The organism is Microbulbifer marinus, assembly GCF_900107725.1.
GTDB classification, from domain to species: Bacteria; Pseudomonadota; Gammaproteobacteria; order Pseudomonadales; family Cellvibrionaceae; genus Microbulbifer; species Microbulbifer marinus.
In genome coordinates this window covers 381,484-408,140 of sequence record NZ_FNQO01000001.1, presented here as the reverse complement: position 1 = coordinate 408,140, position 26,657 = coordinate 381,484, and the positions used below count along the sequence as shown (strand labels likewise).

Genomic DNA, 26,657 nt, shown 5'->3' with positions numbered 1-26,657 from the left:
AATTCAGCCCTTTCCGCTACTACTCTCCCGTCTCAACGATGCGCCAGCACGTGGCCCTACTCTTCCCAGGCCGGTGCCATGCGCTCGGCCTGTTCTTCGCGAACATCATCGATGACGGCCATCAGGTCCGCGACGTCGACACTTTTCGCCTCATGTTCGAAAACCCCGGTAAGGGTAGTTTCCGGGTGCAAGTCACCCGCCTCATACAGCGCCCAGATTTCCCTGCCGTAATCGGTGGTCAATAGTTCCGGGGCGAAGCGGCCGAAATAGTTGCGCATATTGTCGACATCGCGCTGCAGCATCATGGCAGCGTTGTTGTTGCCGGCCGCATCCACCGCCTGGGGCAAATCGATGATCACGGGGCCGTGGCGGTCCACCAGCACGTTGAACTCGGAAAGGTCGCCGTGTACCAGGCCCGCACACAACATGCGCACGACGTCGGCCATCACCTGGCCGTGATAATCGCGGGCCTGCTCCGCAGTCAGCGTGACGTCATCCAGCCGCGGGGCCGCGTAGCCCTCCTCATCGGCCACCAGTTCCATCAGCAATACACCGTCGACGAAGCCATAGGGCTCGGGGACGCGCACGCCGGCTGCCGCCAGCCGATACAGCGCATCGACCTCGGCACTCAGCCAGGCCTGCTCCTGCTCTTTCTGTCCGTAGCGGGTCTTCTTCGACATCGCCCGCGCGCGGCGGCTGTTGCGCATCTTGCGGCCTTCCTGGTACTGCACCGCCTGCTTGAAGCTGCGCTGCCTGGCCTCCTTAAAGACCTTGGCACAGCGCAAGCTGTCGCCGCAGCGCACCACATACACCTGTGCTTCCTTGCCGCTCATCAACTGGGCCATGACCTCGTCGATCATGCCGTCATCGACCAGCGGTTGTAATCTCTTGGGTACTTTCATAGATCTTCTTTTGATCGTCGGCGGAGGCGACCTGCTGGCCGCGCAGCCGCCGATTTCTTGCCCCTGTTAGCGGTGCGCCAGTGCGTAGTCGATCGCCGCACACACCGCCACGGCCTGCGCTTCATTGCACTGCTCGGGCGTTGCGCGGGGGCTGTCGGGGTAGACCTCGGTGGTGGTCTTGTAGGGGGCGTTGGTGATGCTGGCACACAGGCCCAGCTGCTTGAGCGGGTACTGGATCACGCCCCGCGCGACCACCGGCGAGCCGATGATCTCGTTGTTGTCGTCCGCCGGGGCAATATGGGTGACCTTCTCCACCGCCGCGATCACCGCCTGCAGGAATTCGGGCTGCGGGTTCTCGCTGTCGTCCACCAGATAGAAGCCATCGGGAATCCCGCCCGGCGTGAACGGCTTGCCATCGCGAGCAGCCAGCGCAGGGCGGAACTCGGTTTCGTCGGTATCGGTGGTCTCATGCAGGTCGATATGCATCAGTACACGATCGCGGACGGGTGCTACCAGACGCAGAAGCGCCGCCGATTCCTCGGCCGGGCTGTCTTCGCGGAACGAGCGGTTCGGGTCTATCGCATTCGGGTTCCAGCGGTGGATGCGCTCGTAGCCCCAGGGGCTGACACAGGGCGCGACCAGCAGGTTGACGCGGCCGGCGTAATCCGCGGCATGCTGATCGACGAACTGCAGCGCACCGTGTACGCCACTGGTTTCGTAGCCGTGCACGCCGCCCGTCACCAGCACCACCGGCAGGTCGTCCCGCCAGTCGCGGCTGCGGATCGCCAGTAGCGGAAAGCGCTCATCACCGTATTCCAGACGGCCATACTCTTCCACATCGAAGCGCGGGCGCAGGCCCTCGATTGCACTCAGTACTTCGGACTCATAACTGCGCTGGCGGGCCTGACGGGACAACCACTCGGCGCGTTCCGCCTCGCCCCAGGGCGTGCCGGGGGTACCGATTGGATAGAATGCGGGGGCCGTGTTCATGTCGCTTGTTCTCCGGTGATGAGCGAGGGAGGTATTCTACACCCCGACCAAAACATTGCGGAGTTTCTAACTAAATGGGCGCAGACCGCCATATTGGCATCAAATAGGGTCAATCAAATGAATGCCATAAAGTTGATCTGACCCCATTTATTAGACAGGATCAATCGATCCGACGGCGTGCTTCATTGGACAGGCGGGTACGCGGCTCATGCACCAGGCGTACCTGATCGCGCTTATCCGTTTTCTTCTTGGACTTCTTTTTCTTTTCCTTTGGTTGCTCGTTCTTTGGTTGCTCACGCTCCTGGTGCGAAGTTGGCTTCGCGGCAGTATTGCGCCGATCATTTGGCGCATTTCGCTGGCGCTGGGGCTGGGGCTGGGGCTGGCCACGCTTGTTTTGTGGCTTGGGCCTGTCGCGCACCGCGCGGCGATCGGTTGCCGGACGCTCTAATGCAGGAACAACTCGTGGGTCGCGAATGCCGATGGGTTTGTCCGCCAGTTTCACTGCCCGCTCGTTCGGACGAGGGTTCCGGCGTTCATTACGGCGATCCCCGCTCCGGTTATCCATCTGAGAAGGCCGCGGCTTTGGCTCGGCTATGCCAGCAAACCCATGTTCACCGCCTCGGCCACGATTCTGGCCCTTCTCACGACGATCATCTCGATGCCCGCTCCGGTTATCCGTCTGAGACGCCCGCCGCTTCGGCTCGGCTACGCCAGCAAACCCATGTTCTCCGCCTCGGCCACGATTCTGGCCCTGCCCACGACGATCCTGGCCCTCCTCACGACGATCACGTCGATGCCCGTTGCTTTCATGCCGGTCCCGCCGGTTGTAACCGTCGTCATGAACGTGCCGGCGCGGCGGTCTGTAGTCGTGTCCTCCGGCATAGCGATGGCCGTGGCGGCGCAAGCGCGAATGCCAGCGATCATTGAAGTTTCCCGAGATATACAGATTCGGGGCCGGATACCAGGGGCCACGCCAGTGACTGGCACTGATCCAATGGTCATGGTGCCAACGATAGTAATGCCCCTGTCGATAGAAAACGTCGCTGCGGTCATAGAATACGTAAACGCCGAGGGTATCGTCGTAGTAGCGATAGCCGGGATCAGTGATCACTGAATAGGAGTAAACCGGAGGAGCCTTCCGGACATAGGTGTTCCCGACGATCACCGGCGTAGCTGGGTAGGTGACACAGCCACCGAGCGTCAAACTGATGGTGAGAGCGGCGAGTAATCGGTATGGGATCTGGCGCATGGTGCGTATTCCTTGGATTCACACCTGCTTTTTAACCCGGCGCAACTGAATCGCCGCTGAATTTGCTCGCAAAAGAACAAAGAAGAACTATGTTCACGGCAAAGTGATGCGCGGCCAGCCCAGTCCCCTGCCACAGAGTTCCCGACGTCGATACTCGCGGTTGAAGAAACGCACATAAATACGCCCGAGGGCCTGCATCATCTTACTAACACCCTGATCAGACTGCGGGGTTACCAGCAGGTGGACGTGATTGGTCATCAACACTCAGGCATGTACCTGAATATCGAACTCCTTTGCATACTGTTTTAGCCAATCGGCGTAGGCGATCATGTCCTGCACGGAACAGAAGCAAACCTGCCGGTTGTTACCCCGCTGTATAACATGCTGCGGAATCCCTGCAGGTCCGAGGCGCGGCAATCTGGCCATCGAGCTTTCCCTTCCCTTTTTGCTATAACCATAGACTAATGGATGGAAAACTCAGTGGGTGCTAATGGGTATCATAATGTTGATCTGACCCCCATTTATTAGGTTGCAGCGATGAATGCCTACACATTCTCCAATCCGCGCGACCTGTTTACTAATTTGAAGCATCCCTAAAAATTATTCTTGGGTCTGGGCAGTTCACAGAAAGTGATCCGGTGCGACAGAGATCCTTTACACATGCATAGAGTGACTTAACAGTGTGTGTCGTATTTATAACACCCCATAACAACAACTGGTGAGCCGCGTCATCATGAAGTACTGCTAGCCACTCGAGACGTTCTTTCTCTTGCTCCTCTCTTCCAGCATGAAAGAACTCTGTGTTAAACCACAAATCTACCAAGCGAGCCACGGATAGTTCTCTTCCATTAGCCGTAATACCAAAGCTCGCCTCTCGAAGAAAGTTTCGCTTGAGTTCAGAAAGGAAAGTTTGCAGCGGGTTCGACCTATCTATATTTTTACTAAGGATATTGACAGTTCTCTGAAACTTCGAGGGCTCTTTGTCTGCAATAAAATGCCGAAAATCTAGATAAAGTGACTTTACACGGTGGCGCCCAGGAAATGCGTTTGATTCCACGGTTACTTTTTGACCACCATGATCGATAGAAAGTGAAAAGAACCCAGGCAACTTTAGATCTTCTACATTAAGTAGAAATTCGCGCGCGCGTATTTGAAAGTACTCGATACAGCGCCACTCATCTTGCGACAAGTTGGCGTTGAGTAGGACCGAATGCCAATGCATAGGGTAGCAAGGACCGCCTTCCAAGAATCCCTTTAGATTTACATGCCGGTCCAGCATGATCATTTTTGACGGCCTGGAGAATTTCTATTCACCTTCAAATTTTGATCCTCCAACTAAAAGAAAACCGTTAAACGAGGTAGGTCAAAGCTTTTCACACCGATTAAATTCGACCAAATTAACTCCATAAAATTGATCTCACGCTAATTACTTATTTTAGATGAATAACGATTACCATAAACCGCGCGGGGAGCGAGCGTCGGATTTCACGGTGCTGTAGTGTGACAATTCTCAATTGCCATCCGTAAACTTAAGTTGATTCCACGCTATCAATTTCAGGACATAAATGGTTAGCTACTCCATGCAGCAGCACGCTAAGTCTAGATTGATCGACACGTGCCATTGCCATGTCTATATCGCCATGACCATACCCGGGACGATATTTGTCTGCTTGTTCATGTAGGTCAGAGGCGGCTCGTAATCTAGTATCAAAATCAGGAGCACCTTCCTTAGAAAGGAATGTATCGATATCAGTGAATAGTTTATCATCTGGCAGGTTAAGAATAAGATTTAAGCATGCTAAGCCACAACAAGCTTTTTCTAGGGAAGCCCACCCAGTCTCATATTTACCCACCTTGCGTGTCCAACTAAGAAGCAGCTTTCGAATTTCTAACGCCTCCGCTTCGCAACCTCGTTTATGTGCATCTACTGCGGATTCGAATATGTTATCTGCGATACGAAACGTTTCTACATACTTGATCGTTTCTTCATTATCAGGAATCCATGAAAGTACATAAATCAACCAATGTGCTGATCTTCTTAGTTTATCTCTAAAATGATCATCGCAAACATCCGCACAAGAAACAGCGAGTAGTAATTTTGTGACATGTACTATCCAGTGGATTAGGTCAAATGTGAGATGAGATCTTTTCTCAATCGCCAGCAATAATAATTCTTTCTCTGTTTGATATAATTCCTCTGCCCATTCCACTAAATGGCGTATAACTCGCTGCGCCAATTCATCACCGGGCTCTGCGTTTAATATGGCATTGGTCAAGTCTGTCAGACTCGACATTAATGAATCATTGCTTGTTCCGGAATAGTATGGCGCTAAACTCGAGCTATGAATACTTATTAGTGGTTTATCAGGTATTTTGAGGTACATTTCTGCAATTAGCTTTACATCATCTCGCACTTCTTTGATTGCATAACGCACCTGCCGTGACTTGCTCCGCAGTAATTCGAAAGTGAGAATTGCGAGCTGTTTTACTGCAACTTGGGATACCGGCTGGTAGTTTTGATTAACAGCACCAGCGCAAGCTATAAACGCGATCTTCTCCGAGATCGTGGCTATGTACTCAGGCCTGTCATATTCAACGATAAGTCGAGCCGCACTTCCAAGTAGCGATACACCTTCAATTAACACATCAGGCATATCATGGGGAATAATGCTTTCTACTGCACTTGCCAAATAGCCTGATACCAGTTGCGCATGAGACTTTATGGCATGCGAATCTCCATATTCTATTGAAAGGTAAAGTCGCGTGAGCTGAAGTAGACCCTGTAGATTTTGCTCAATGAATTGCTCATCTTTTCGTGAAACGCCTACTTGTACATTCTGCCGCAAATGCTCAAGTGTATTTATTAGAAAACTGTCAGATGCCAGCGGATTATTGACAATGTAGTTGTTTGAAAAAAACGTTTTACCTTTTGCTTTAATATACAATGCATTGATTGCGACTACCCCATTAAGCGCAGCTCGCGAAACCTCGTGGTCGCCTTGTTCTGCGTACCGCCTTGAAAAGGTAATGCAATAGTAAATCGCTTGCTCGCCCGATTCTGTCCACCTCGGATGCAATTTAAAATAGGCTACACGATCCATATCGTATTTATTTCTTATTTCCTCATTTTCTTTTTCAGAATTTGAATTTGCTCGAAATATCGGCACTAATCGTTTTACAGCTCTATCCCATGTTTTAAAATTTCTCTTCGTATCCGCGACCACCAATCCCAATTGCATAGTAGGGCTAATCAAAGCAAGCGCTCTGCGATACGCAAGCACAAATAGCAACATAATTAACAATGAACACCAGAGTGTTGCCACAGTAGCCCCAGCCACCCAAGATCCATCTGGTATCAGTGACAACCCTGCTATGATCGCCGCCAATGAGAATGTCAAAACAAATGCTCCAAGCAGCTTTACGTCTGAGCTAAATTTCCTGAATAAGCCATGCGGCATTCGCTCAACATTAACCTGCATTGCAAACATGATGAGTGAAAATGCGATCGCGGTAGCACCGATCAAGGCGCCACCAAGAGTAAGAAAAAGAGCCCTAATTGAGTTGAATCGCCCTGACTCGGAGAAATATGGTTCGAAATAACCTTTAAGCGCCGGGACAAATATTGCACTTGCCACTATTAGCGCTGCTAGGAATATCAATCCTAGCCGTCCGCCATAGTTCGAACTAACATTAAAAAGCCTGTTCTTTAGGAAATAGATATACTGCCAACCCTTAGCATACCAGAGAAGAAACATCTCTTTTGCTTTTATTTTAATAGTGATTGATTTTCGTTTTATTTTTTCCCATCGCACTACAGCTTTGTCGATCACAGTTTGGCGAGCCTTCTATTTAATAAATAGTTTTTTAAATAACTTCGTGCAGTAGACATTTTCTATGGACGCTTATATTAACGCTTACTGAGCCACACAGCAGTTCCTCAATAAGACCCACCCATACAGCTCGGTTTTCTTCAACTCGACGAAGCCTAACAACCAGCCCTAGAAAAACACCAAAAAATCAGCAAGTTAAGATCTACCTGCAGATATCTTGTCAAAATTAGGCAGCAGAGCGTCTCTATAACTCGGAATAGACCTACAACCGATAGTATTTTAATTGTCTTTTAAGTCAATGGCTTAACCTCCGCGCGATGATTTTCACGCCATACGCCACACTACCAAATGGTTGCAAGTTGCACACCGGTTAAATATCAAACAAAAAATAGCTGACATAAAAAAAGCGAGCCCCAATTGAGACTCGCTTTTTCAACTTCCAAAATCCGCTTAAACGCCACTCAGCGCTATTCGCAGATCTTACTGCAAGGCGAACTAGAAGCAGTCTCCGGGCACCCGCACCCAACCTTCCATCAGAATCCGCGCACTGCGGCTCATAATGGCCTTGGTGGCCGTCCACTGTCCGTTGACGATTTCCGCTTCCGCACCGACCCGCAGGGTGCCGGACGGATGGCCAAAAGTCACCGCATTGCGCTCCCCTCCCCCCGCTGCCAGATTAACCAGGGTGCCGGGAATGGCGGCGGCGGTGCCGATGGCAACGGCGGCAGTGCCCATCATGGCGTGGTGCAGTTTGCCCATGGACAGGGCGCGCACCAGCAGGTCGATATCACCCGCTGCCACTTCCTTGCCACTGGAGGCCGCATAGCCCTTGGGTGCCGCGACGAATGCGACCTTGGGGGTATGCTGGCGAGCGGCTGCCTCTTCCACCTTTTCGATCAGGCCCATGGCCTTCGCACCATAAGCACGAATAGTCTCGAACATGGCCAGCGCCTTGTCGTCACCGTTGATGGCTTCCTGCAGTTCGGTGCCGGTGTAACCGATATCCGCAGCGTTGACGAAGATGGTCGGGATACCGGCGTTGATCATGGTGGCTTTCAGGGTGCCGACGCCCGGCACCTCTAAATCGTCCACCAGGTTGCCGGTGGGGAACATGGCCCCTTCTCCATCCGCCGGGTCCATGAATTCGATCTGCACTTCGGCCGCGGGAAAGGTGACGCCGTCCAGTTCGAAATCACCGGTCTCCTGCACTTCCCCATTGGTGATGGGTACGTGGGCGATGATGGTTTTCTTGATGTTGGCCTGCCAGATGCGCACGGTGCAGATACCGTTCTCTGGCACGCGCGCTGCATCCACAAAACCGCTGTTGATGGCGAAGGCACCGACGGCGGCAGTGAGGTTGCCGCAGTTGCCGGACCAGTCCACGAACGGCTTGTCGATGGAGACCTGGCCGAACAGGTAATCCACGTCGTGCTCCGGCTGCTCGCTCTTCGACAGGATCACGGTCTTGCTGGTGCTGGAGGTGGCCCCGCCCATGCCGTCGGTCTGCTTGCCGTAGGGATCGGGGCTGCCGATCACCCGCAGCAGCAGCTTGTCGCGGGCCTCGCCGGGTACCTGCGCGGATTCCGGGAGGTCCTGCAGGCGGAAGAACACGCCCTTGCTGGTGCCGCCACGCATGTAGGTGGCGGGCACTTTTATTTGCGGAGCAAAAGCGGTCATTGCGCAGCACCCTCCGCTTCGAGGAAGTCGTTGGCGAAGCGCTGCAGTACACCGCCGGCGTCGTAGATGGAGACTTCTTCCGCGGTATCCAGGCGGCATTTCACCGGTACTTCTACGGTCTCGCCGTCTTTGCGGTGGATCAGCAGGGTCAGGGTTGCGCCCGGGGTGCGGTCGCCGAGTACGTCGAAGGTTTCAGTACCGTCGATACCCAGGGTCTCGCGGGTGGTGCCGGGCTGGAATTCCAGCGGCAGTACGCCCATGCCGATCAGGTTGGTGCGGTGAATTCGCTCGAAGCCTTCCGCCACAATCGCTTCCACACCGGCCAGGCGCACGCCCTTGGCAGCCCAGTCGCGGGAGGAACCCTGACCGTAGTCGGCGCCGGCGATAATGATCAGCGGCTGCTTGCGGTCCATGTAGGTTTCAATAGCTTCCCACATGCGGGTGACCTTGCCTTCCGGCTCGATACGAGCCAGAGAGCCCTGCTTCACTGCACCGTTTTCGTCGCGCACCATTTCGTTCAACAGCTTCGGGTTGGCGAAGGTGGCGCGCTGGGCGGTGAGGTGATCGCCGCGGTGGGTGGCGTACGAGTTGAAGTCCTCTTCCGGCAGGCCCATCTTCGCCAGGTATTCACCGGCGGCACTGCTGGCCAGGATCGCGTTGGACGGCGACAGGTGGTCGGTGGTGATGTTGTCACCCAGCACCGCCAGCGGGCGCATGCCTTTCAGCGCACGCTCGCCCGCTAAAGCGCCTTCCCAATATGGCGGGCGGCGGATGTAGGTGCTCTGCGGGCGCCAGTTGTACAGCGGCTCGCCCTTCTCTGCTTCCGCCTTGTTCAGGTCGAACATCGGGATGTAGACCTCGCGGAACTGCTCGGGCTTCACGCTCTGCTTGACGATCGCGTCGATCTCTTCGTCGCTCGGCCAGATATCTTTCAGGGTGACCGGGTTGCCGTCTTTGTCGTGGCCCAGTACGTCTTTCTCGATATCGAAGCGGATGGTGCCGGCAATGGCGTAGGCGACTACCAGGGGCGGCGAAGCCAGGAAGGCCTGCTTGGCGTAGGGATGGATACGGCCGTCGAAGTTGCGGTTGCCGGACAGTACGGCAGTGGCGTACAGGTCGCGGTCGATGACTTCTTTCTGGATTTTCGGATCCAGTGCGCCGCTCATGCCGTTACAGGTGGTGCAGGCAAAGGCGACCACGTCGAAGCCCTGCTGCTGCAGTTCCGGCAGCAGGTCGGCCTCTTCCAGATACATTTTTACGGTCTTGGAACCCGGTGCCAGGGAGGTTTTTACCCAGGGCTTGCGGGTCAGGCCGAGCTTGTTGGCGTTGCGCGCAATCAGGCCCGCGGCAATCATGTTGCGCGGGTTGCTGGTGTTGGTGCAGCTGGTGATCGCGGCAATGATCACCGCGCCGTCCGGCATCTCGCCTTCTTTCTCTTCCCATTCCTTCGCAATGCCACGATTAGCCAGTTCGGAGACCGGCAGCAGTGCGTGCGGGTTGGACGGACCGGCCAGGTTGCGGCCAACGGAGGAGAGGTCGAACTTGAGTACGCGCTCGTATTCGGCATCTTTCAGGCTATCTGCCCAGAGGCCGGTTTCTTTCGCGAATCTCTCCACCAAAGCTACCTGCTCGTCGTCGCGGCCGGTGAGTTTCAGGTAGTCGATGGTCTGCTCGTCGATGGCGAACATGCCGGCGGTGGCGCCGTATTCGGGCGTCATGTTGGCGATGGTGGCGCGGTCGCCCAGGCTCAGGCTGGAGGCGCCCTCGCCGAAGAATTCCAGGTAGGCGCCGACCACGCGCTCGCGGCGCAGGAATTCGGTCAGGGCCAGAACCATGTCGGTTCCGGTGATGCCGGGCTGCAGTTTGCCGATCAGCTCGACGCCGACGATATCGGGCAGGCGCATGTAGGATGCGCGGCCGAGCATGACGCTCTCGGCTTCGAGGCCACCCACGCCGACGGAGATGACGCCGAGCGCATCCACCATCGGGGTGTGGCTGTCGGTGCCGACGCAGGTATCCGGGAAGGCGACGCCGTCTTTTTGCTGCACCACCGGAGACATTTTCTCCAGGTTGATCTGGTGCATGATGCCGTTGCCGGGCGGGATCACGTCGACGTTTTCGAACGCGGTCTTGGTCCAGTTGATGAAGTGGAAGCGGTCTTCGTTGCGGCGCTCTTCCACTGCGCGGTTCTTTTCGAACGCATCTTTTTCAAAACCGGGGTGTTCGACGGCCAGGGAATGATCGACGATCAGCTGCGTGGGCACGACCGGGTTTACTTTGGCCGGGTCACCGCCCTTCTCTGCGATGGCATCGCGCAGGCCGGCGAGGTCCACCAGTGCGGTCTGGCCGAGAATATCGTGGCAGACGACACGCGCGGGGAACCAGGGGAAATCCAGGTCGCGCTTGCGCTCGATGATCTGCTTCAGCGCGTCGGTGAGCTGCTCCGGCTCACAGCGGCGCACCAGGTTCTCCGCGAGAATACGCGAGGTGTACGGCAGCTTGGCGTAGGCGCCGGGCTGGATGGTGTCGACGGCAGCGCGGGTGTCGAAATAATCGAGATCCGTGCCGGGGAGGTTTTTGCGGTATTCGGTATTCATTCGGGGCCTTTGGGCGGGCAATAAGATAACTCAGTGGCGCCCCTGATGCCGGTGGTCCTTTGCGGGACACGCCGTGAATACATCCCTGTAGGCTTGTCGGCCGGGTCCCTCCGGCCGACAGTCCCGCAAAGGACCACCGGCATCAGGGGCTATGCATCGCGTTCAGTGTTCTTTTCGAACTTACATAGCTCTTCGTCGTCATTCCGGCGCAGGCCGGAATCCAGCTCCTCGGATTCTCCGACCACACTGGATCCCGGCCTGCGCCGGGATGACGGCAGTGGGGATTAACCGCGCTCGGCAATCGGCTCAACCTTGCGCAGTTCCGGACCGACATATTCCGCGCTCGGGCGGATGATGCGGTTGTCGGCGCGCTGCTCAAACACGTGGGCTGCCCAGCCGGTTACGCGGGACATTACGAAGATCGGTGTGAACAGCTTGGTCGGGATGCCCATGAAGTGGTACGCGGAAGCGTGGAAGAAGTCCGCGTTACAGAACAGCTTCTTCTCGCGCCACATAACTTCTTCGCAGCGCACGGAAACCGGGTACAGCACGTCGTCGCCGACGTCTGCGGCCAGCTTTTCGGACCACTGCTTGATGATGGCGTTGCGCGGATCGGATTCGGTGTAGACCGCGTGGCCGAAGCCCATGATCTTTTCCTTGCGCTCCAGCATGCCGAGCAGTTCTTTCTCTGCCTCGTCCGGCGAAGAGAAACGCTCGATCAGTTCCATCGCCGCCTCGTTGGCGCCGCCGTGCAGCGGGCCGCGCAGGGAGCCGATAGCACCGGTGATGCAGCTGAACAGGTCGGACAAAGTGGAGGCACAGACGCGCGCGGTAAAGGTAGATGCGTTGAACTCGTGCTCGGCATACAGGATCAGGGAAACATTCATGACCTGCTCGTGCAGGTCGTTCGGCTTCTCGTCGCGCAGCATGTGCAGGAAGTGGCCGCCAATGGAATCGTCATCGGTCTCGGTCTCGATGCGCACACCGTCGTGGCTGAAGCGGTACCAGTAGCAGATGATGGACGGGAAAGCGGCCAGCAGGCGGTTGGCGCGATCCTGCTGCTCGTCGAAGGACTCCTCGCCCTCCAGGTTGCCCAGCATGGAGCAGCCGGTGCGCATTACGTCCATCGGGTGGGCGTCGGCAGGGATGCGCTCGAGAACTTCCTTCAGCGCCTGCGGCAGGCCGCGCATGCCTTTCAGTACGCCTTTGTAGTCGGCCAGCTGTGCCTTGGTGGGCAACTCGCCGTAGAAAATCAGATAGGCTACTTCTTCGAACTCACAGTTTTCCGCCAGGTCTTTGACGTCGTAGCCGCGGTAAGTCAGGCCGGAGCCGGATTTGCCGACGGTGGACAGTGCGGTTTTACCGGCGACTTGACCACGCAGGCCTGCACCACCAACTTTTTTCTCTGCCATCGTTAATTCCCCTATCAATTTAAGTTTTTACTTCGCCATGCCGGACTCGATCCAACATCCAGCAATGCGCCTTGCGGCAACTTCTACTGGATCCCGGCCTACGCCGGGATGGCGGTGGGTACAAAGTTGAATTCGTGTTACTTCTTGATCACTTACTTTTTAAACAAGGCGTCGAGCTTGTCTTCAAACTCGTGGTAATTCAGGTAGTCATACAGTTCCGCGCGGGTCTGCATGGTGTCGACCACCGCCTGCTGGTCACCGTTTTCCAGAATGCTGGTGTACACATTCTCAGCGGCCTTGTTCATGGCACGGAAGGCAGACAGCGGGTACAGCACCATATCGGCACCAGACTCTGCCAGTTCCGCCTTGTTGTATAGCTTGGTTTTTCCGAACTCGGTGATATTGGCAAGGATCGGCACATTCAGCGCGTCCTTGAATGCGCGGTAGTGCTCCAGCTCGGTAACCGCTTCGGCAAAGATACCGTCGGCGCCGGCTTCAATGCAGGCCTGGGCGCGATCGATGGCAGCTTCCAGTCCTTCCTGAGCAAAAGAATCGGTGCGGGCCATGATGAAGAAGTCGTCGTCAGTGCGCGCGTCGACCGCGGCCTTGATGCGGTCAACCATCTCCTCTTTGGAGACAATCTCCTTGTTCGGGCGATGACCGCAGCGCTTCTGCGCCACCTGGTCTTCGATATGTACTGCCGCAGCACCGGCACGGATCATTTCCTTGATGGTGCGGGCGATATTGAAGGCACCGCCCCAGCCAGTGTCGATATCCACCAGCAGTGGCAGTTCGCTGGCTGCGGTGATACGGCGCACATCTTCCAGTACATTCTCGAGGCTGGTCATGCCCAGGTCGGGCAGACCATAGGACGCATTCGCAACGCCGGCACCAGACAGGTAGATCGCCTTGTGGCCGATGCGCTCGGCCATCATGGCCGTGTAGGCATTGATGGTACCGACCACCTGCAGGGGTTGGTTTTCGGCGAGGGCGCGGCGGAAACGCGCGCCGGCGGAAAGCTTCTGGCTCATAGACGACCTCAGTGATCTCTCGTTAGTTTCTTTTCAATGTTGTTTCGCGAAGCGCGGATATGCCGGCGCATCAACAGCTCCGCCAGCTCACCATCCCCTGCTTCGATGGCTTCAATAATGTGACTGTGTTCCCGGAAGGCACGCTTTGCGCGCGGACTCGCCATACCCAGCTGGTAGCGGTACATGCGCACCCGGTAATAGAGACGATTGCACAGCGTGTCGATCAGCAGATCGTTTTTGGAAGCCTGCACAATACGGAAATGGAAATCGAAATCGCCTTCTGGCTGGAAATAGGCCTGGCCCGCCTGCAATCCTTCCTGCTTCTCGTGGTGGGCGAGCATCTGGCGCAGTTCAGTCAGGTCTTCGTCGGTGTGGTACTGGGCTGCGAGACGGCAGGCCATACCCTCGAGTGCTTCGCGCACTTCATAAAGGTCGAGCAGACCGCGCTCACTCAACTCGACCACGCGGGCGCCGACATTCACACGGCGCTCCAACAGCCCCAAAGACTCGAGCCGCATCAGGGCCTCGCGCAGGCTGCCGCGGCTCGCGTTGAAGCGCCGCGCCAGCTCCGGTTCGCTGATTTTGGTGCCGGCGGCGATCTGTCCTTCGACGATTTCGCCGCGCAGGGTCACGAACAGGCGCTCGGCCAGGCTCTGGCTTGTCTCTATTGCCTGCAGTTGTTCGCCTTCCAACGTCAACTTCTCCCGCACCGCTTACAGATTGTCGACAATATTGTTGAGAAGCGACCTTAAACGAGTCCAATTAGCCAGTCAACTAGACCTTAGCCGCACAAGTGTTGACAATCCGTCGAAAAAGCTGACTTCTTGTGGAGCGGTAGTCTTGTGCCCGCTAAGTGGGCATAATAGCGCCGGCGCCGGTACGTCCGTGCTCCGACTGCTCGAGCACTCTATGCTTATTCGAGGGCAGCGCGGAAAGTCCCGTCGCCGAAATTTCTTCCCAGTTTCACGAGCGACACTGTCCAAGGCTTGCCGGTACCCGGGTAAACAGAGTTATGCCGAAGAGTATTATCAGGCGATGGCTGCCAACACCCGAGCAGGTTCGCGCCAAAGGCGGCCTGAAGTTCCTCGGTACTCTGCTGCACGACCCCAACCTATTCCACCTCAACCGGCATTCGGTATCCGTGGCATTCGCCGTCGGCGTCTTCACCAGTTTCCTGCCGCTGCCCGGCCAGATGATCATCGCCGCCCTGCTGGCCCTCTGGTTCCGCTGCAACCTGCCGCTGTCGATGATTCTGGTGTGGATCAGCAACCCGGTCACGATGCCGGCGATCTTCTACAGCACCTACAAGCTGGGTGCCTGGATCCTGGGCACGCCGCCTCTGGATTTCCGTATTGAGCTGTCGTGGGAATGGCTGACTGAAGAGGTTGGGAAAATCTGGCTGCCGCTGTTCTTCGGCTCACTGCTGGCCGGCATCTTCTTTGCCGCCGTGTCGTACTTTTCGATGCAGGCGCTGTGGCGCTGGCATGTGGTGAAGCGCTGGAAGCTGCGCCTGCAGCGCCGCTCGATCACCAGTTAAACGAATTCACGTCACCGGCCACACGTCGGAAGCGCCAGCGCGGCCGGTATCGGCCGCAGTTTCACCAATAGCCTTTTAGATCGATCACTGTTCGTTGCGCAGGGCCGCCGCCGGCTGTACGCGGCTCGCCTGTAGCGCCGGGTACAGGGTCGCCAGCAGGCTCAGCAGGAAACCCGCTCCCACCACCAGCGCCACATCGGGCCACTGCAATTCGGACGGCAGGTAATCCACCGGGTAGACATCGGATTTCAGGAACTGGATGCCGAATGCCGATTCCAGCCCCGCGACCAGGTCGGTGACCGTCAGCGAGCCGAGCACGCCCAACAGCCCGCCGACCACGGCGCCGACAAGCCCCACCAGCGCACCCTGGCTGACAAACGTCAGCAGAATCTCACGGGTACTGGCCCCCATGGTGCGCAGGATGGCGATATCGCTGTGCTTGTCGATCACCACCATTACCAGGGTCGACACCACGTTGAAGGCGGCGATGGCGATAATCAGCAACACCAGCAGCCCCACCAGATTGCGCGACATCTGGATCGCCTGATAGAGGTTGCCGTGGGTGCTGCTCCAGTCGCTGCCATAGAAGTCCTGTGCCGGCAGATCGCCAAGCAGACGGCGCATGATCCAGTTGGCCTGCAGCATTTCCTGCAGCCGCAGTTGTATGCCCGCGCCGCCACTGCCGCCGGCCAGGGCCTGGGCCTGGGACCAGGACACCAGTGCCAGGGAGTGATCCAGTGCGGTACCCGAGTGGAAGATGTCGGTGACCTTGAAGCCCGCCAGGCGCGCCGCGCGGCGGCCGCCGTCATCGCTGTCGCTGTTCGGCACTATCAGGGAGAGGTGCTCGCCCTCCTCGATACCGAGCTTCTCCGCGATACCGCGGCCGAGGATGACGCCGGCTTCGGTCGAGTCAGCGAGCGCGGCGAATGCCTCGGGATCGAGAAATTCGCCAATGTTCGACACCTCGACGATGGTGCCCGGATTGACCCCCTGCACCAGCAGCGGCGTCACTTCCCTGCCCTTGCGTGCCAGCGCGTTGACCTGCCACACCTCTGCCGCTGCCACCACCTCCGGATCTGCCGCCAGCTGGTCGCGCAGCGCGGGCCAGTCGATGTCGGGGGCAGAGTTGTAGATGGTCGCGTGGGGCATTATGCCGAGGATGCGCTCGCGCAATTCGCGGTCGAATCCGTTCATGACCGACATCACGACGATCATCAGCGCCACGCCGAGAATCAGCCCCACCATCGACAGACCAGAGATAAACGACACCAGACCAGCGGAATCTTCGCTGTGGCGCTGGGCCCCCGCGTAACGCAGGCCGATAAACGCGGGCAGTGGCCTAAACACGATCGCCCTCGTGCCAGTCGCGTTCCAGCTTGCCGTCGATCAGGTGCAGACACCGATCCAGCGCCGCGGCCAGATCCGGATCGTGGGTGACGATCACGAAGCTGATGCCCATCTCCTGATTCAGTTTGTCCATCAGCTTGTGAATTTCTCTGGCAGTAGCGCGGTCCAGGTTACCGGTGGGTTCATCCATCAGCACGCAGGCCGGCCGGGTCACCAGGGCCCGCGCAATCGCGACCCGCTGGCGCTCGCCGCCGGAGAGTTGCGAGGGCTTGTGCGTGAGGCGCTCACCGAGGCCGACGGCCTGCAGCATTGCCCTGGCTTCCTCGCGTGCACTGGCGACCGATTGCTTGCCGATCAGCAGCGGCATGGCCACGTTTTCCAGCGCGGAAAATTCGCCCAGCAGGTGGTGAAACTGATACACGAAGCCGAGACTGCTGTTGCGCAGCCAGCCGCGCTCGTTGGCGTTCAGGCTGGCCAGATTCTCCCCGGCCACCCAGACTTCGCCAGACGTGGGCGTATCCAGACCGCCGAGGAGATTCAGCAGTGTCGATTTGCCGGAACCGGAAGCACCGACAATCGCCAGCTTCTCGCCGCGTTTTACTTCCAGCTCTACGCCGCGCAGCACTTCGAGTTCGTTGTTGCCCTGGCGATAACTCTTGCGTAGCTGACGGCAAGCCAGCACTGCGCCATTGGCGCCGGACTCCGCAGGTGTTGCCTGATCGGTATTTATTTCCACTTGGCTGTTCATCAATCTATCTGGCCTATTGTTTCTTCGCGGTGCGCAACTTCCACTGACAGTTTTCCATCATTGCTATTCATAGCGCAGCGCCTCGGCCGGCTCTATCTGCGCCGCGCGCCAGGCCGGGAACAGCGTCGCCAGCAGGCTCATCAGCACGGCGGCCGTGAGTACTATGACCGCATCGCCGGGGCGGAATTCAGACGGCAGGAAACTGACAAAAAACACCCGCGGATCGAAAATCTTCGCGCCCAGCAGATTCTCCATCCAGCTGACCATTTCGGTCAGGTTGAGCGCGATCAGAATGCCCAGTACCGCGCCGATAAACGCCCCGAGAATACCGATGGCACTGCCCTGCACGACAAACACCGACATGATCTGCCGGGAAGTCAGGCCCAGGGTGCGCAGCACGGCGATATCCGAGCGTTTGTCCGCCACCATCAGCACCAGTGCGGAGACAATATTGAAGGCGGCCACGGCGACGATAATCAGCAGCATCAGGGTGACGACGGTTTTCTCCATCTTCACCGCCTGGAACAGACTGCCCTGGGAATGGCTCCAGTCTTCGCCGCTGAATCCTTCACCCAGGTTTTCCGCATAATCACCTACGCGGCCGAGCGCGTTGTTCATATCGTCGAAACGCAGCTGCAGTCCCTGCACCCGGCCCGGCATGCGCAGCAGGCGCGCGGCATCGTCGATATGCATCAGCGCCATGCTCTGGTCCACCTGCGCGCCGACGGAGAAAACGCCGGCCACGGTAAAGCGCTTGGTACGCGGGAAAATTCCGGCGGGCGTCACCACCACTTCCGGCAGAGTCAGGACGACGCGATCACCCGGGATGACGTTCAACTGGCGGGCCAGAATGCGGCCCAATACGATCTGGTAGCTGCGCGACTGCAGGGTGTCCAGGCTGCCCATCAGCATATGTTCACCGACCGTGGAAACATCGCGCAGCGCCTGCGGGTCGACGCCCTGAAATTGGACGCCGTGACTGCCGCCCCCGGCACTCAGCAGCGCGAAGCCACGTACGAACGGGCTGACCGCCTCAACATGGGGCTGTTGCCCCAGCTGTGCTGCCACACCGTGCCAGTCTTCCAGGCCGCCCTCCTTCTCGACAAAGCCGTGCGGCACGACGCTCAGAATGCGGGTCTTCAGCTCGCGATCGAAGCCGTTCATCACCGAAGTCACAACGATGAGCGCAAACACACCAAGCGCCATGCCCAGCAGCGAGAAGCCGTTGATAAAGGAAATGAACTGCTGACGGCGACGTGCGGCTACGTAGCGCAGGCCGATAAAAAGAGGGACAGGTTTCAACATAGGGACGATTTAAGCGGAAAAACGTCCAGAAATCCAAGGGTTTAGAGTTTTACCTCGCATTAAACGTGGCGAGCTTCTCCCGCAGCCACTCGAGATCCTGCTCGCTCCAGCCCGCCGGTTCCGTCAGTGCCAGCCAGGCACGCACATAGTCGGCCGGCGCGTAGCTGTGGCCATAGCCCATCGGCGCTATACCCGCGTGCATATCCGCCGCCAGCTGGAACATGGTCACGATCGGATACCACTGCAGGTCCGGGGACACATCCGGCCCCCGCGGCACCTCCATCCACGCCGGTCTGCGGAACAGGGCCTCGGGTTCGAAGAACACGATCGGATCGCTGGCGTGCTGCAGGTAGGCGATTCGGAAATTGCCCCATGGCACCCTGCCCGCCTCGTAGCCGCCGAAATGATTGCCAAACCGCACCACGGCGCCACCGCCGAATTGCGGCAGCCACGCCGGCGAACCGGCATCCCGGTGCGCCGTCACGTCCCGCCAGGTATCACTGCGAAACGGCGGCCCGGTCCACAGCGCACCGTGAAAGGGATCATCGATGATGTCGTAAAAATCGAAGGAACGATCGGAATTCAGTGCTCCCAGGCTCAGACCAAACAGGTACAGCTTCGGTCGCGATTCCGGCGGCAGTTCGCGCCAGTAGCCGTAAATCGATTGAAACAGCGCTTCGGCGGTCTCCCGGCCGTAGGCGTCTTCGGTCATCAGCGCAATGGGGCTCGGCAAATAGGAATACTGGGCGGCGACACTGGCGATATCGCCCCGGTGGAGGAACTCGACCGAGTTGATGCCGCCGGGATCCACCCAGCCAGTACCCGTGGGCGTGATCAGCACCAACGTCGAGCGTGAGAAGCCGCCCACCCGCTTCAATTCTTCGAGGGCCAGGCGGGCGCGCTCAGCCGGCGTCTCTGCGGCATTCAGCCCTACGTAAACGCGAATCGGCGCCATCGCCTGACCAGTCACGGCGCCGATATCGGTTGCGGTGGGTCCGAGCGCCAGGTAGCGGCGCCCCTGGTGCCCCATATCCTGCCAGCGCACCAGTGATTTCGCGCCGCCCGGTTTATCCGGATCGGTGGGTGCCTGCATGTCCGGCTGGATACCCGCGTCCAGCTTCTGATAGATGGAATCCACCGTGCGCAGCGCCGCAGACAGGAGCACGTCGTTGACCACGGCCCAGAACAGCCAGAACGCCGCCAGCAACCCAAACAACACAGAGACGCGCCGCGGTATCACGTGTTCGAGCTTGCGCGACAAAAAGAAAAAGGTACGCCGGAACAGCCGACCGATCGCGAGTAACAGCAGAAAGAGCGCCAGCGCCACCAGCGTTACGGTCAAGGGGCGCCCGCCGGACACCTCTTCCAGCCCCATCAACGCCCTGACCGAGTTCTGCCAGTGACTGGCTCGCCACAGAAATGCCACCACCAGCAGGCCACAGACCGCGACGGCGATCCACAGCAACAGCCGGCGCGCCCTGTCCGCCGGTGTCGGCAAGCCCAGATAGCGCCACAGCCACGAGCAGAGCGCGCCCACCGCATAACCGGCTGTAAACGACACGCCGGAGATAGCGCCCTGCATCAGGTCGCTACGGGGAATCAGCGACGGAGTCAGCGACAGCGCGAAGAAGACTGTGCCGAGCAGTAATCCGGGGATTGAAAAGCGGTGTCCGAGTCGCATCCATGCCTGCCCGCGGGGCCAAGTTTGACCTTCAGACTAGCATATGGCGTCTCGCGCCCCCGTTGGAGTATCCCAATGGCAGGCACAGGCTAGCGCCGCGCCATCAGGGCGATTGCGGCGTAAAAACGTGAAGAAATCCAAATGTTTAGGCACAATATCTGCTTTAATTGGCCAGCAACACAGAACAAGAACCGGAGAAGGTCACATGTTCAGCAGACTCCGCAGCCGCGCCCCCCTGTTAGCCGGCGCAGCCACGCTGCTCTTCGCACTGGGCGTCCAGGCTGAAACCATCGAAGTCCCCGTCGGCGCCCAGGGCAGCGACGCCTATGTCGCGCAGGTGCGCGGCCTGAAGAAAGACGAGGTGTCTTCGAGACTCGGCGACCCCATCGGCATCCAGGGCCCGGTTGGCGACCCCGCCATCACCCGCTGGGAATACGCCGATTTCTATGTGTACTTCGAGCGGGATACGGTACTGCATACGGTACGCAAGCACCGCAGTTGATACCGGCCGGGTCAAGTTTCGCAGCAAGCAGCGCAGAGAGTTTTGAGACCAGAGGAGTGGTGATCCACCCCTCTAGTAGAGATAGGTTCTAGTAGAGATAGGTTGCCGTGCCTGTGGCGATCAACTCCCCTGCATCGTTGACCAGTTCCATCCGCGTCACCACCAGTTTGTTACCGGTGCGCAGTATCGAGCCGTGACAGGTAAAGTGCTCGCCCCTGCCCGGCTTCAGGTAGTCCACACGCATATCCACGGTGCCGAGTTTCGACAGGCGCTCGGCTTTTTCCTTCCAGTCGATATCCCCCATGCGCTGATAGGCGGCCACCATGGCAGTGAGGCCGCCGATAGTGTCCAGCGCAGTCGCGATCACGCCACCGTGGAGTATTTTCTTCCAGATATTCCCGATCAGTTCCGGGCGCAGCTCGAAAGACGCCGACAGGGTCAGCGCCTCCAGATCCAGCTCGCCCATCTCCAGGCCAATTTGACGGTTGAAGGGAATCTGTTCGAAAAACCCTCTCACCAGCTCGCGGAATTCGCTTGGGGAAGGTTCCGTCACAGTCGTGCCACCCTATTCAGTCCGTCCAGTGCCGCGCTGCGGTAGGCTTCCGCCATGGTCGGATAGTTGAAGGTGGTGTTGACGAAGTAGTCGATGCTGTTATTCGGCGCCGGCTGTTTCATGATGGCCTGGCCGATATGCACGATCTCCGCTGCCTCGGCGCCAAAACAGTGGATACCGAGTATTTCGCGGGTTTCGATGTGGAACAGGATTTTCAGCATGCCCACACGCTCGCCGGAGATCTGCGCCCGCGCGGTGTGCTTGAACAGCGCGCGCCCCACTTCATAGGGCACTTTCGCGGCGGTCAATTCCGATTCCGTTTTACCGACGGAGGAGATTTCCGGCAGCGTGTAGATACCGGTGGGCGCGTCCTCGATAATACGGTGGCCGCGGCCGGCAATCGCGGCCGCAACGGCACGGCCCTGGTCGTAGGAAGCACTGGCGAGACTCGGCCAGCCGATCACATCACCTACGGCGTAGACACTTTCCACTTCGGTGCAGTAGTGCTCGTCGACACTCAGCTGACCGCGGTGGTTGGCCTCCAGACCGATACTGTCGAGTCCCAGAGAACTGGTATTGCCGGTACGGCCGTTACACCACAGCAGCGCGTCGGCGTGAATGCGCTTGCCCGACTGCATTTCCATGATCACGCCCCTCTCGGTGGGCTCCACCTTGGCATACTCCTCGCGGTGGCGGACGGTGACGCCCATATCGCGCAGGTGGTAGCTGAGCGCATCGGAGATCTCATCATCGAGAAACTCCAGCAGGCTGCCGCGGGTATTGATCAAGTCCACCTTGATGCCGAGCCCGGCAAAAATCGACGCGTACTCACAGCCAATCACACCGGCACCGTAGATCATGATTGAGTGCGGCGTGTGCTGCATATCCAGGATGGTATCGCTGTCGTAGACGCGCGGGTGTGCGAAGTCCACGTCAGCTGGGCGATACGGACGCGAACCCGTTGCAATGATAATCTTTTCAGCGCTGACTATTTCCACCGCGCCATCCGGCAGCTGCACTTCCACTTTGTTGGCATCGCGGAAGCGGGCCTCACCGACAATCAGCTCAACGCGATTGCGCGCGTAGCAGGCCGTGTGCATTTCCACCTGGTAGGAGATCACTTTGTTGACCGTCCGCATGACCTGCGGGAATGTCAGGCGGCGCGGCTCGCCGAGGGCACGGAATACGCTCTGGGTGTTGTAGCGCATCAACTGTTTCACTGAGTGACGCAGGGCCTTGGAGGGGATGGTGCCCTTGTGGGTACAGTTACCCCCCACCACATGGCGCTTCTCAATCACTGCCGCGCGCATACCTTTCTTGGCGGCGCTCATCGCCGCCGCCTCACCGGCCGGGCCGGAGCCGATTACTACCAGATCGAATTTTTGCTCTGCCATCTACTAGCTCTGTTTTTAATTATTCAGAAAAAAACTACGCAGGCGGGAGTGGCGGCCACCACTCCCGCACAATCAGATCACTTGCGCTTGGTTGCGTCGTAAGCGAGATCCGGCTCTTCGGCCAGGCGCTGCTGGCGCTCCTGCTCTTTTTTGCAGGCATCATCATCACCGCCGCAAATCTCACAGCCGTCTTTCAGGCCAAGGGTGTTCAGACCGCCACAGGAGCCTTTCAGCGGCTTGTTCTGCAGAATTGCACCCAGCGCCATGCCGGTAACGATCAGCAACATGGCAACGAAGGCAAAAACAAATACTGTCATTTTTCAGACCTCTCTAAATAAGGCTCGAAAGAGCTGCTGTACCGCTCCTCGAATCCCGCGTCGGTTTTCACCAACATAAAGACGGCGAGATGCTCCCTCTCTGCCAATTTTAATCCGGCGTCGGCCCCGAGCACATTCAGCGCTGTCGCCAGGCCATCGGCCTCTGCGCAGGTTTCGGCGATCACGGTGACCGATGCCAGACGGTGCTGCAGGGGTCGACCGGTGCGCGGATCGATGCTGTGCGCATAGCGCACGCCATCACGCTCATAGTAATTGCGGTAATCGCCACTGGTGGCGACCGATTTACCGCTCACCGAAATCGGCTTCTGGACGATTCTGCCAGAAGGATCGGGACTCTCGATGCCAATGCGCCACTCCCGCCCCTTCGGGTTCCTGCCCAGCGTGCGCAGCTCGCCACCGATCTCCACCAGGTAATTGGCAATACCCTTGGTTTCCAGCAGCTGTGCCACGCGATCGACGCCGTGGCCCTTGGCGATGGCCGACAGGTCGATCTGTACCGGACGGCTGCGGGTGATGCGGTCCGGCCCACGGTCTATCGTCAGTGCATCCGAACCCAGTTGTTGCTGCAGCGAAGCGATAGCCGCATCGTCCGGCACCTGCTCCGGCTCCGGCTGCGGGCCAAAGCCCCACAGGTTGACCAGCGGACCGACGGTAACATCGAAGGCACCGTCACTGCGCCGGTAAATATCCTTGGACAGCTCGACCACCTGCGCCAGATGCTCGCTGACCGGCACCGCCTCACCGACCGGACCGCGGTTGAACCGCATCAATTCCGAGTCGTTGATATAGGTCGACATCTCCTGATTGACCTGCTGCAGTTCGCTGTCAATCAGCTGCTGCAGCTCGGCACGCGTCAAGCCAGCGGGCACGTCCACCACGGTGATGTGGTAGCTGGTGCCCATGGTCGGGCCACTCAGCTGCCAACTCTTCGGGGATGGCGTGCAGGCGGAAAAAATTGCCGCTATACAAAGCAAAAACAGGGCCGGTAATACGGGCCCTGTTTTTATTTTTATCGGCACTCGGATTGCTTCTCGCAAGTTAAGCTCTCCGATTAACCACCGAAGTCATCCAGCAGGATGTTGTCATCCTCTACGCCCAGATCCTTGAGCATATTGATGACGGCTGCGTTCATCATGGGCGGTCCGCACATGTAGTACTCGCAGTCTTCCGGCGCCGGGTGGTCCTTGAGGTAGTTCTCGTAGACCACGTTGTGAATGAAGCCGGTGTAACCGGTCCAGTTGTCTTCCGGCTGCGGGTCAGACAGGGCCACGTGCCACTGGAAGTTGTCGAACTCTTCCGCCAGGCCGTTGTAGTCGTCTTCGTAGAACATCTCGCGCAGAGAGCGAGCACCGTACCAGAAGCTGATCTTGCGCTTGCTGTTCAGGCGCTTCAGCTGGTCGAAGATGTGCGAACGCATCGGCGCCATACCGGCACCACCGCCGATGAAGACCATCTCATTGTCGGTATCCTTGGCGAAGAACTCACCGAAGGGACCGTACACCTTGATCTTGTCACCCGGCTTCAGGCTGAACACGTAGGAAGACATCTGCCCCGGCGGTACACCTTCGGTGCGCGGCGGCGGAGTGGCGATACGGATGTTGAATTTAACAACACCCTTCTCTTCCGGGTAGTTGGCCATGGAGTAGGCGCGCACTACCGGCTCGGTTACCTTGGACTCCAGGTTGAAGAAGCCGAAGTGCTCCCAGTCACCGCGATACTGTTCCTCGATATCGAAATCGGAGAATTTCACATGGTGGGGCGGCGCCTCCAGCTGCACGTAACCGCCAGCGCGGAAGTCGACGTTCTCGCCTTCCGGCAGTTTCAGCGTCAGCTCTTTAATGAAGGTGGCCACGTTCGGGTTGGATTCCACAGTGCACTCCCACTGCTTCACACCGAATACCTCTTCCGGCACCTCGATTTCCATATCCTGCTTCACCGCAACCTGACAGGACAGGCGCTTGCCTTCCTTCGCATCGCGCGGCGTGAAGTGTGCAGCTTCGGTCGGCAGCATGTCGCCGCCGCCGGAGATCACTTTACACACGCACTGGGCGCAGCTGCCGCCACCACCACAGGCAGAGGCCAGGAACAGGTTGTTGGCCGCCAGGGTTTGCAGCAGCTTGCCGCCGGCGGGTACGGTGAGGGTTTTCTCACCGTTGACCAGAATGTTGACGTTGCCGGTGTTTACCAGGCGCGAGCGGGCGACGAGGATCACCGCCACCAGCGCCAGCACGATGACGGTAAACATGGCTACGCCGAGGATGATTTCAATATTCATGCTATTGCGTTCCCCCGCTTAGATGTCGATGCCGCCGAAAGACATGAAGCCCAGGGACATCAGACCTACGGTAATGAAGGTGATGCCCAGTCCTTTCAGGCCGTTCGGAACGTCGCTGTATTTCAGCTTCTCGCGAATACCCGCCAGCGCGGTAATCGCCAGTGCCCAGCCGAGGCCGGCACCGAAACCATAGGCGACACTCTCACCGAAGTTGTACTCGCGCTCCACCATGAACAGGGACGCACCCATGATGGCGCAGTTCACGGTAATCAGCGGCAGGAACACACCCAGTGCGTTGTACAGCGCCGGCACATACTTATCCAGGAACATCTCCAGGATCTGCACCAGTGCAGCGATCACGCCGATGTAGGACAGCAGGCCGAGGAAGCTGAGGTCCACGTCCGGGTAACCGGCCCAGGCCAGCGCGCCATCTTTCAGCAGGTAGGTGTAGATCAGGTTGTTGACCGGCACTGTCAGCGTCAGCACCACGATCACCGCCACACCCAGGCCGATGGCCGCTTCGATCTTCTTCGATACGGCGAGGAAAGTACACATACCGAGGAAGAAGGCCAGCGCCATGTTTTCAACGAAAACGGCGCGGATAATCAAAGAAATAAAGTGCTCCACGGATCAGGCCTCCTGCGCTTGGGTATTGGGCGCAATCTTGAACTCGTCCTCTTCCACCTGAGCCGGTTTCCAGCTGCGAAGTGCCCAGATGAACAGGCCGATCAGGAAGAAGGCGCTCGGCGGCAGCAGCAGTATGCCGTTGGGTACATACCAGCCACCGTTGCTGACGGTTTCCAGCAGTTCGATACCGAACAGCTTGCCCGCACCAAAGAGTTCGCGAATGAAGGCCAGGGCGATCAGGATAACGCTGTAGCCAAGGCCGTTACCGATGCCGTCGAGGAAGCTGGGCAGCGGAGGATTTTTCATCGCGAAAGCTTCCGCGCGGCCCATCACGATACAGTTGGTGATGATCAGGCCGACGAATACCGACAGCTGCTTGGAGATGTCGTAGGCCACCGCCTTGATCACCTGATCCACCAGGATTACCAGCGATGCGATCACGGTCATCTGCACGATGATCCGGATGCTGTTGGGAATCTGCTTGCGGATCAGCGACACCGCGACGTTGGAGAACGCCACAACGGTAGTCAGTGCGATACACATCACCAGGGTTACCTGCAGCGAGCTGGTAACCGCCAGCGCGGAACAGATGCCGAGGATCTGCAGCGCAATCGGGTTGTTGTTAAAAATCGGCTCTAGCAGAGTTTCTTTAACTTTCATGC

Annotated in this window: 23 protein-coding genes; 2 read left to right on the top strand and 21 right to left on the bottom strand. The window is 58.1% G+C overall.

All coding sequences use genetic code 11. The features are described 5' to 3' along the window. Positions 1-56: 56 nt before the first annotated feature. The 10 genes from BLW36_RS01855 to BLW36_RS01810 form a co-directional block, all read right to left on the bottom strand. Positions 57-902, bottom strand: coding sequence for a PA4780 family RIO1-like protein kinase (locus BLW36_RS01855; protein ID WP_091384562.1), 846 nt, complete (start codon positions 900-902; stop codon positions 57-59). 66 nt (positions 903-968) lie between these two features. Continuing rightward, positions 969-1,892, bottom strand: a complete 924-nt coding sequence (locus tag BLW36_RS01850; protein WP_091384560.1) for a M14 family metallopeptidase — start codon at positions 1,890-1,892, stop codon at positions 969-971. 160 nt (positions 1,893-2,052) lie between these two features. Continuing rightward, positions 2,053-3,141 (bottom strand): hypothetical protein, encoded by a 1,089-nt coding sequence (locus tag BLW36_RS17065; protein WP_139304791.1) that lies wholly within the window; start codon positions 3,139-3,141, stop codon positions 2,053-2,055. Between the two features lie 93 nt (positions 3,142-3,234). Continuing rightward, positions 3,235-3,399, bottom strand: a complete 165-nt coding sequence (locus tag BLW36_RS01835; protein ID WP_244506095.1) for a transposase — start codon at positions 3,397-3,399, stop codon at positions 3,235-3,237. A 1,271-nt stretch (positions 3,400-4,670) separates the two neighbouring features. Beyond that, entirely contained in the window at positions 4,671-6,971 is a 2,301-nt protein-coding gene (locus BLW36_RS17060) for an ABC transporter permease (protein WP_139304790.1), read from the bottom strand. A gap of 495 nt (positions 6,972-7,466) precedes the next feature. After that, positions 7,467-8,648 (bottom strand): 2-methylaconitate cis-trans isomerase PrpF, encoded by a 1,182-nt coding sequence (gene prpF / locus BLW36_RS01830; RefSeq protein ID WP_091384552.1) that lies wholly within the window; start codon positions 8,646-8,648, stop codon positions 7,467-7,469. After that, positions 8,645-11,245: a Fe/S-dependent 2-methylisocitrate dehydratase AcnD gene (acnD, locus tag BLW36_RS01825; protein ID WP_091384550.1), complete on the bottom strand. Its 2,601-nt coding sequence runs from the start codon at positions 11,243-11,245 to the stop codon at positions 8,645-8,647. The genes prpF and acnD overlap by 4 nt, the downstream gene beginning before the upstream one ends. 284 nt (positions 11,246-11,529) lie before the next feature. Next, on the bottom strand, positions 11,530-12,657 hold the full coding sequence (gene prpC / locus BLW36_RS01820) for a bifunctional 2-methylcitrate synthase/citrate synthase (protein WP_091384547.1): 1,128 nt from the start codon (positions 12,655-12,657) through the stop codon (positions 11,530-11,532). Positions 12,658-12,809: 152 nt separating this feature from the next. Continuing rightward, positions 12,810-13,688: a methylisocitrate lyase gene (gene prpB / locus BLW36_RS01815; protein WP_091384544.1), complete on the bottom strand. Its 879-nt coding sequence runs from the start codon at positions 13,686-13,688 to the stop codon at positions 12,810-12,812. 8 nt (positions 13,689-13,696) lie between these two features. Then, positions 13,697-14,380, bottom strand: a complete 684-nt coding sequence (locus BLW36_RS01810) for a GntR family transcriptional regulator (protein ID WP_244506094.1) — start codon at positions 14,378-14,380, stop codon at positions 13,697-13,699. Between the two features lie 320 nt (positions 14,381-14,700). Between BLW36_RS01810 and BLW36_RS01805 the strand changes: the two genes are divergently transcribed. Continuing rightward, positions 14,701-15,225, top strand: a complete 525-nt coding sequence (locus BLW36_RS01805; protein ID WP_091384541.1) for a DUF2062 domain-containing protein — start codon at positions 14,701-14,703, stop codon at positions 15,223-15,225. An 84-nt stretch (positions 15,226-15,309) separates the two neighbouring features. On the opposite strand, the gene BLW36_RS01800 is transcribed toward BLW36_RS01805, so the two are convergent. From BLW36_RS01800 to BLW36_RS01785, 4 genes are all read right to left on the bottom strand, one after another. Then, a complete protein-coding gene (locus BLW36_RS01800) occupies positions 15,310-16,572 on the bottom strand; it encodes a lipoprotein-releasing ABC transporter permease subunit (RefSeq protein WP_091384538.1) in 1,263 nt (420 codons plus the stop codon). Next, complete coding sequence (gene lolD / locus BLW36_RS01795) at positions 16,565-17,320, bottom strand: lipoprotein-releasing ABC transporter ATP-binding protein LolD (protein ID WP_091384535.1); 756 nt, start codon at positions 17,318-17,320, stop codon at positions 16,565-16,567. Before lolD ends, BLW36_RS01800 begins: the two co-directional genes overlap by 8 nt. A gap of 63 nt (positions 17,321-17,383) precedes the next feature. Further along, positions 17,384-18,625, bottom strand: coding sequence for a lipoprotein-releasing ABC transporter permease subunit (locus BLW36_RS01790; RefSeq protein WP_091384532.1), 1,242 nt, complete (start codon positions 18,623-18,625; stop codon positions 17,384-17,386). 49 nt (positions 18,626-18,674) lie between these two features. Continuing rightward, positions 18,675-20,306 (bottom strand): alpha/beta hydrolase, encoded by a 1,632-nt coding sequence (locus tag BLW36_RS01785; RefSeq protein ID WP_091384529.1) that lies wholly within the window; start codon positions 20,304-20,306, stop codon positions 18,675-18,677. A gap of 205 nt (positions 20,307-20,511) precedes the next feature. Here BLW36_RS01785 and BLW36_RS01780 point away from each other — a divergent pair, with 205 nt between their 5' ends. Next, positions 20,512-20,808, top strand: a complete 297-nt coding sequence (locus BLW36_RS01780) for a hypothetical protein (protein ID WP_091384526.1) — start codon at positions 20,512-20,514, stop codon at positions 20,806-20,808. Positions 20,809-20,896: 88 nt separating this feature from the next. On the opposite strand, the gene BLW36_RS01775 is transcribed toward BLW36_RS01780, so the two are convergent. The 7 genes from BLW36_RS01775 to BLW36_RS01745 form a co-directional block, all read right to left on the bottom strand. Beyond that, complete coding sequence (locus BLW36_RS01775) at positions 20,897-21,361, bottom strand: thioesterase family protein (protein ID WP_091384523.1); 465 nt, start codon at positions 21,359-21,361, stop codon at positions 20,897-20,899. Next, complete coding sequence (gene sthA / locus BLW36_RS01770) at positions 21,358-22,755, bottom strand: Si-specific NAD(P)(+) transhydrogenase (protein WP_091384520.1); 1,398 nt, start codon at positions 22,753-22,755, stop codon at positions 21,358-21,360. Before sthA ends, BLW36_RS01775 begins: the two co-directional genes overlap by 4 nt. Positions 22,756-22,832: 77 nt before the next feature. Beyond that, on the bottom strand, positions 22,833-23,072 hold the full coding sequence (nqrM, locus tag BLW36_RS01765) for a (Na+)-NQR maturation NqrM (RefSeq protein ID WP_091384517.1): 240 nt from the start codon (positions 23,070-23,072) through the stop codon (positions 22,833-22,835). Next, complete coding sequence (locus BLW36_RS01760; protein WP_244506093.1) at positions 23,069-23,995, bottom strand: FAD:protein FMN transferase; 927 nt, start codon at positions 23,993-23,995, stop codon at positions 23,069-23,071. Before BLW36_RS01760 ends, nqrM begins: the two co-directional genes overlap by 4 nt. Positions 23,996-24,144: 149 nt before the next feature. Continuing rightward, positions 24,145-25,368: an NADH:ubiquinone reductase (Na(+)-transporting) subunit F gene (gene nqrF, locus BLW36_RS01755; protein ID WP_091384511.1), complete on the bottom strand. Its 1,224-nt coding sequence runs from the start codon at positions 25,366-25,368 to the stop codon at positions 24,145-24,147. A gap of 18 nt (positions 25,369-25,386) precedes the next feature. Next, positions 25,387-25,995: an NADH:ubiquinone reductase (Na(+)-transporting) subunit E gene (nqrE, locus tag BLW36_RS01750; protein ID WP_091384508.1), complete on the bottom strand. Its 609-nt coding sequence runs from the start codon at positions 25,993-25,995 to the stop codon at positions 25,387-25,389. Positions 25,996-25,998: 3 nt separating this feature from the next. Beyond that, entirely contained in the window at positions 25,999-26,655 is a 657-nt protein-coding gene (locus BLW36_RS01745; protein WP_091384505.1) for an NADH:ubiquinone reductase (Na(+)-transporting) subunit D, read from the bottom strand. Between the last annotated feature and the right edge of the window lie 2 nt (positions 26,656-26,657).

Excerpts from the sequence above, each read along its gene's own strand:
- BLW36_RS01855 (WP_091384562.1), bottom strand. The coding sequence starts at position 902 with ATGAAAGTACCCAAGAGATTACAACCGCTGGTCGATGACGGCATGATC.
- BLW36_RS01850 (WP_091384560.1), bottom strand. The coding sequence starts at position 1,892 with ATGAACACGGCCCCCGCATTCTATCCAATCGGTACCCCCGGCACGCCC.
- BLW36_RS17065 (WP_139304791.1), bottom strand. The coding sequence starts at position 3,141 with ATGCGCCAGATCCCATACCGATTACTCGCCGCTCTCACCATCAGTTTG.
- BLW36_RS01835 (WP_244506095.1), bottom strand. The coding sequence starts at position 3,399 with ATGACCAATCACGTCCACCTGCTGGTAACCCCGCAGTCTGATCAGGGT.
- prpF (WP_091384552.1), bottom strand. The coding sequence starts at position 8,648 with ATGACCGCTTTTGCTCCGCAAATAAAAGTGCCCGCCACCTACATGCGT.
- acnD (WP_091384550.1), bottom strand. The coding sequence starts at position 11,245 with ATGAATACCGAATACCGCAAAAACCTCCCCGGCACGGATCTCGATTAT.
- prpC (WP_091384547.1), bottom strand. The coding sequence starts at position 12,657 with ATGGCAGAGAAAAAAGTTGGTGGTGCAGGCCTGCGTGGTCAAGTCGCC.
- prpB (WP_091384544.1), bottom strand. The coding sequence starts at position 13,688 with ATGAGCCAGAAGCTTTCCGCCGGCGCGCGTTTCCGCCGCGCCCTCGCC.
- BLW36_RS01805 (WP_091384541.1), top strand. The coding sequence starts at position 14,701 with ATGCCGAAGAGTATTATCAGGCGATGGCTGCCAACACCCGAGCAGGTT.
- lolD (WP_091384535.1), bottom strand. The coding sequence starts at position 17,320 with ATGAACAGCCAAGTGGAAATAAATACCGATCAGGCAACACCTGCGGAG.
- BLW36_RS01790 (WP_091384532.1), bottom strand. The coding sequence starts at position 18,625 with ATGTTGAAACCTGTCCCTCTTTTTATCGGCCTGCGCTACGTAGCCGCA.
- BLW36_RS01785 (WP_091384529.1), bottom strand. The coding sequence starts at position 20,306 with ATGCGACTCGGACACCGCTTTTCAATCCCCGGATTACTGCTCGGCACA.
- BLW36_RS01780 (WP_091384526.1), top strand. The coding sequence starts at position 20,512 with ATGTTCAGCAGACTCCGCAGCCGCGCCCCCCTGTTAGCCGGCGCAGCC.
- sthA (WP_091384520.1), bottom strand. The coding sequence starts at position 22,755 with ATGGCAGAGCAAAAATTCGATCTGGTAGTAATCGGCTCCGGCCCGGCC.
- nqrM (WP_091384517.1), bottom strand. The coding sequence starts at position 23,072 with ATGACAGTATTTGTTTTTGCCTTCGTTGCCATGTTGCTGATCGTTACC.
- BLW36_RS01760 (WP_244506093.1), bottom strand. The coding sequence starts at position 23,995 with ATGGGCACCAGCTACCACATCACCGTGGTGGACGTGCCCGCTGGCTTG.
- nqrF (WP_091384511.1), bottom strand. The coding sequence starts at position 25,368 with ATGAATATTGAAATCATCCTCGGCGTAGCCATGTTTACCGTCATCGTG.
- BLW36_RS01745 (WP_091384505.1), bottom strand. The coding sequence starts at position 26,655 with ATGAAAGTTAAAGAAACTCTGCTAGAGCCGATTTTTAACAACAACCCG.